Genomic DNA, 4,649 nt, shown 5'->3' on the forward strand with positions numbered 1-4,649 from the left:
CAGCGTCATCGACGGCATCGCGTTCCAGACCAACATCCTGGCACTGAACGCCGCGGTGGAAGCCGCCCGTGCCGGCGAACAGGGCCGTGGCTTCGCCGTGGTTGCCAGCGAAGTGCGTACCCTCGCCCAGCGCTCGGCCGCCGCCGCCAAGGAAATCAAGGGCCTGATCGACGACTCGGTGGGCAAGGTCGCCGAAGGCTCCAGCCTGGTGCACCAGGCCGGCAGCACGATGGGCGAGATCGTCGCCTCGGTGCAGCGCGTGACCGACATCATGGCCGAGATCTCCGCCGCATCGCAGGAACAGAGCGCCGGCATCGAGCAGGTCAACCAGACCGTGGTGCAGATGGACGAAACCACCCAGCAGAACGCTGCGCTGGTGGAGGAAGCCACCGCCGCCGCGCGTGCGATGGAAGACCAGGCCGTGCAGCTGGGCGAAGCCGTGGCCCGCTTCCGGCTGGCATCGCACGGCACGACGGCCATTCCGGCGCGTCCGCTGGCGGCGCCGGTACCGCGCCAGGTCGCAGCTGCCGCACCGGCCGTGAAGGCGGCCCCGGCACGTACGCTGCGCACCGGGACAGCCCAGTCGGCGCTGGCTGCAGACGGCGACTGGCAGGAGTTCTGATGTCGCCAGGGTCGGACCCTTCTCCCTCGGGAGAGGGGTCTGGCCCCTTACGCATGGAAAGTGATGCAAATCCCACTTCATAATCCGGTGCAGAGGCCGATATCCCCATCGAGCCTCGCGCCAACGCGTGCTGGCGCCCGCCCCTGACCGTAGATTCCATGTCCGACGGCAACGACACTGCAGTGCATGATGTCCACGCGGCTGATGCCGCCGACGAACGTTTCCTGGTCCGCAACCCGCGCCAGTTGCGCCAGCTGCTGCGCTCGCTGATCGACCAGCGATCACTGATCAATGCCCATATCGACGGCCGCGACCGGTCGTTCCCGACCGCACTGCTCGAACTCGAAGAGGATGAAGACTACCTGCTGCTCGATGGCAGCCTGCAGGAGGCTTCCAACCGTGCCGCCGAACAGGCCGACCATCTGCTGTGCTTCGCCCAGCTCGAGCGTGTCCTCGTGCGGTTCCGCCTGCACGCGCTGGAGCGCGTGGACAACGATGGGCACGTTGCCTTCCGCGCCCCCCTTCCGGACGAACTGGTGCATCTGCAACGCCGTGAGATGTACCGGCTGGAAACCCCCGTCACCGATTCGCCCCAACTGCGGATCCCCGCCGGCGAGAGCCGCGCCGACGCCCTGTCGATGCGGGTGGTGGACATCAGTGGCGGCGGCCTGGCGGTCGCCGTGCCAACCGATTGCGCAGTGTTCAGCCTGCAGAAGCGCTACCCGGCGGTGCTGTCGTTGCCCGACGGCCCGGACCTGGAGATCGGGCTGGTTGTCTGCAACCTGTTGCCGCAGCGCCAACCCAACGGGATCGAGATCAAGCGGGTAGGCATGCGCTTTGACACCCTGCCGCGCGGCGCCGACAGCGCCATCCAGCGCTACATCTTCCGCATCGACCGCCAGCGCAAGGCACGCCGCAACGGCGAGCTGTAGGGCGCGTTCAATGGGTAGTGGCGGTCGCGGGGCGGCCACCCGCGTCATTCCCCCTCCGGCCGACGGCCGGCGCGTCCCCTACCCCGCAGTCCCCACCCTCCGGCACTACCGATCCTCGGCAGACCCACGCCATGCGCGGATGCCTCCGAGCCGGCACCTAAAGTCCCCCCCGGCGGGGCCGATATCGAGCCTGACACCGGGACTTCCGGCAGAACCAGGACCCCTCGATGAACGACAAGACCAACTCCGCCGCCAGCGCCGGTGGCGAATTCCTCAGCTTCACCCTTGGTGACGAGCACTACGGCGTGGACATCCTCAAGGTGCAGGAAATCCGCGGCTACGACGCCGTCACCCGGGTGCCGGATGCACCGGACTACATCAAGGGCGTGATCAACCTGCGCGGCACCATCGTGCCGGTCATCGACCTGCGCCTGAAGCTGCGCCTGGACAATGCCCGCTACGACGCCTTCACCGTGATGATCGTGCTGAACGTCGAAGACCGCGTGGTCGGCATCGTGGTCGACAGCGTTTCGGACGTCATCCCGCTGTCGGCCGAGCAGATCCGTCCGACCCCGGAATTCGGTGCTGCCGTCGACACCCGCTTCATCTCCGGCATCGGCACCCACGACGACCGCATGCTGATCCTGCTGGACATCGAGACCCTGCTCGACAGCGCCGACATGGGGCAGAACGCCCTTGCCGAAGACGCTGCTGCCTGACCGAGCGGACCTGCTTCACGTTCCGGTCACAAAACCCTTCAGTTCTCCCCGGCAGTGCCGATAGGGGGACAGAAGCCGGTCGCGCAGGAGCGCGCGGAACCGGAACGACCATCACCATCCCCGGAGATATACCTCGATGAAGTCCCTGCTTGCGTTCGTTTCGGCCGCTGTCCTGGCCACCACCGCTTCCTCCGCGTTCGCCCAGTCGGCCGACATGATCCCGCCGGAACTGGCACCGCGCTCGGTCGGCAAGGACGGCATGGTCTGCGGCAAGGTCGAAAAGGCCCGCTACGCAGAAGGTTCCGAAGGCCAGCCGACCTTCCTTTACATGGGCGGCGCCTTCCCGCGCCACACCTTCTCGGCCCGCATCGCCGGCGAGAACCGCAGCAAGTTCTCCTTCCCGCTGGAAACCCTGGAAGGCAAGACCGTCTGCGTGATCGGCAAGATCCAGCGTGACGCCTCGCGCGCGGAAATCGAAGTCAGCTCGCCCGCTGGCCTGAAGCTGGCCAACATCAAGTAATCCGCTGTCCGTCGGACCACGCCGGTGCTGGTGCCGGCGTGGTTTCTGCTGCAACCGGGCCCGATGCCCGGGCGCGTCTGCCTTAGGAGCTCGCAACGCCCATGCCGTGGATCAACAACCTGAAACTGATGCCGAAGCTGCTGCTGACTTTCGGCGTCCTCCTGCTGGTGATGCTGTTGCAGGGCATCGTCGCCTATCGCGGCCTGCATTCGCTGAACAACGTCACCACCGAGCTGGCCGGTTCACGCATGGAGAGCATCCGCCTCGCCGGCGAGATGCGCGGCATGCTGGGCGAATACCGCAATGCCGCCTACCAGCAACTGATCCGGGCCAGCGACGACGTCAAGTCCGATGCGCGCAAGCAGGGCGTCGAGCTGCGCGCGAGCATGGACAAGTCGATCAAGGAGTACCCGAAGCTGGTCGACAACGCGCAGCAGAAGAAGCTGTTCGACACCTTCGCCAAGGAGTGGAAGGACGCCCTGGCCTCCTATGACAGTGTCACCGAGATGCTGGAACTGGACCTGCCGGACGATGCCATCGATACCTTCGTCGGCGAAACCCGCACCAAGCACCGCAAGGCCGCCTCGGCACTGGAAGCGCTGATCGCCGAAGACAACCGCCTGGCCCGCGCCTCGCGCGAACAGGCCGCGTCCACCTATTCCGCCTCGGCCGTGCTGACCGTGATCGCCCTGCTGGGTGGCGCCGCGCTCGGCCTGGTGCTGGTCTGGCTATTCGCCCGCGCACTGGTCGGCAGCGTGCGCGGCGCCGTCTCGGTCGCCAACGACGTGGCCGGCGGCAAGCTCGATGGCCACATCGACGTCAGCCGCCAGGACGAGGTAGGCGAACTGATGCAGGCCATGCAGCGCATGCAGCGCGACCTGCGCGAACGCATCGAGACCGACCAGGCGGTCGCCCGCGAGAACCTGCGCATCCGCACCGCGCTGGATTACAGCTCCACCGGCGTGTACCTGACTGATACCAGCAACACCATCGTTTACACCAATCGCGCCCTGCAGCAGACCCTGAGCCAGTACCAGGACGACGTGCGCCGCGACCTGCCGGACTTCGATGCCCAGGCCTCGCTGATCGGCAAGCCGGTCACCGTGCTTGAGCACCGTGGCGAAATGGACCAGACCCTGCTGGGCAACCTGAAGGCGCACGGTGTCGCCCGCCGCCCGATGCAGTATGGCGACGCCCAGTTTGCCCAGGTCGTCTCGACCATCCGCAATGAGGACGGTGACACTGTCGGCTACGTGGTGGAATGGCGCGACCGTACCCAGGAAGCGCAGGTTGAAGCGGAAGTGGCCCGCGTGATCGCCCAGGCCGCCGCCGGCGACCTGTCTGGCCGCATTGACGCCACCGACAAGGAAGGCTTCTTCCTGCAGCTGGCCCAGCAGATCAACGGCCTGCTGGACGCCAACGCCGGCAGCATCGAACAGATCTCCGGCCTGCTCGCCGCACTGTCGCAGGGTGACCTGACCGTGCGCATGCATGGCGACTACCAGGGTGTGTTCGCCCGTATGCGCGACGATGCCAACGCCACAGCCGCGCAGCTGAGCGAGATCGTCACCCGCATCAAGCAGTCCAGCCGCGCGATCAGCTCGGCCGCCGGCGAGATCGCCTCGGGCAACAGCGATCTGTCGCGCCGTACCGAACAGCAGGCCGCCAACCTGGAGGAAACCGCCGCCTCGATGGAGGAACTGACCTCCACCGTTCGCCAGAACGCCGAACACGCCCGCCAGGCCAACCAGCTCGCCATCGGCGCCCATGGCGTCGCCTCGCAGGGCGGTGAGGTGGTCGGCCAGGTGGTTACCACCATGTCGGCCATCGAAGCCTCGTCGAAGAAAATCGCCGAG

The 4,649-nt window shown here is 66.8% G+C and carries 5 protein-coding genes; all 5 read left to right on the forward strand.

Features of this window, described 5'->3' with window-relative positions; all coding sequences use genetic code 11:
• The coding region (locus AC5P8J_RS20090) for a methyl-accepting chemotaxis protein (protein ID WP_495217095.1) at positions 1-622 on the forward strand (622 nt) is incomplete at its 5' end.
• A 158-nt stretch (positions 623-780) separates the two neighbouring features.
• The gene (locus tag AC5P8J_RS20095) at positions 781-1,554 is read left to right on the forward strand and encodes a flagellar brake protein (protein WP_021202160.1); all 774 of its coding nucleotides are present in this window, start codon (positions 781-783) and stop codon (positions 1,552-1,554) included.
• A gap of 227 nt (positions 1,555-1,781) precedes the next feature.
• Positions 1,782-2,273, forward strand: coding sequence for a chemotaxis protein CheW (locus tag AC5P8J_RS20100; RefSeq protein ID WP_019659583.1), 492 nt, complete (start codon positions 1,782-1,784; stop codon positions 2,271-2,273).
• 136 nt (positions 2,274-2,409) lie between these two features.
• A complete protein-coding gene (locus AC5P8J_RS20105) occupies positions 2,410-2,793 on the forward strand; it encodes a hypothetical protein (protein ID WP_021202161.1) in 384 nt (127 codons plus the stop codon).
• 101 nt (positions 2,794-2,894) lie between these two features.
• The coding region (locus tag AC5P8J_RS20110) for a methyl-accepting chemotaxis protein (protein WP_495217097.1) at positions 2,895-4,649 on the forward strand (1,755 nt) is incomplete at its 3' end.

It is taken from the genome of Stenotrophomonas sp. YJH_SMC_37 (genome assembly GCF_059370035.1).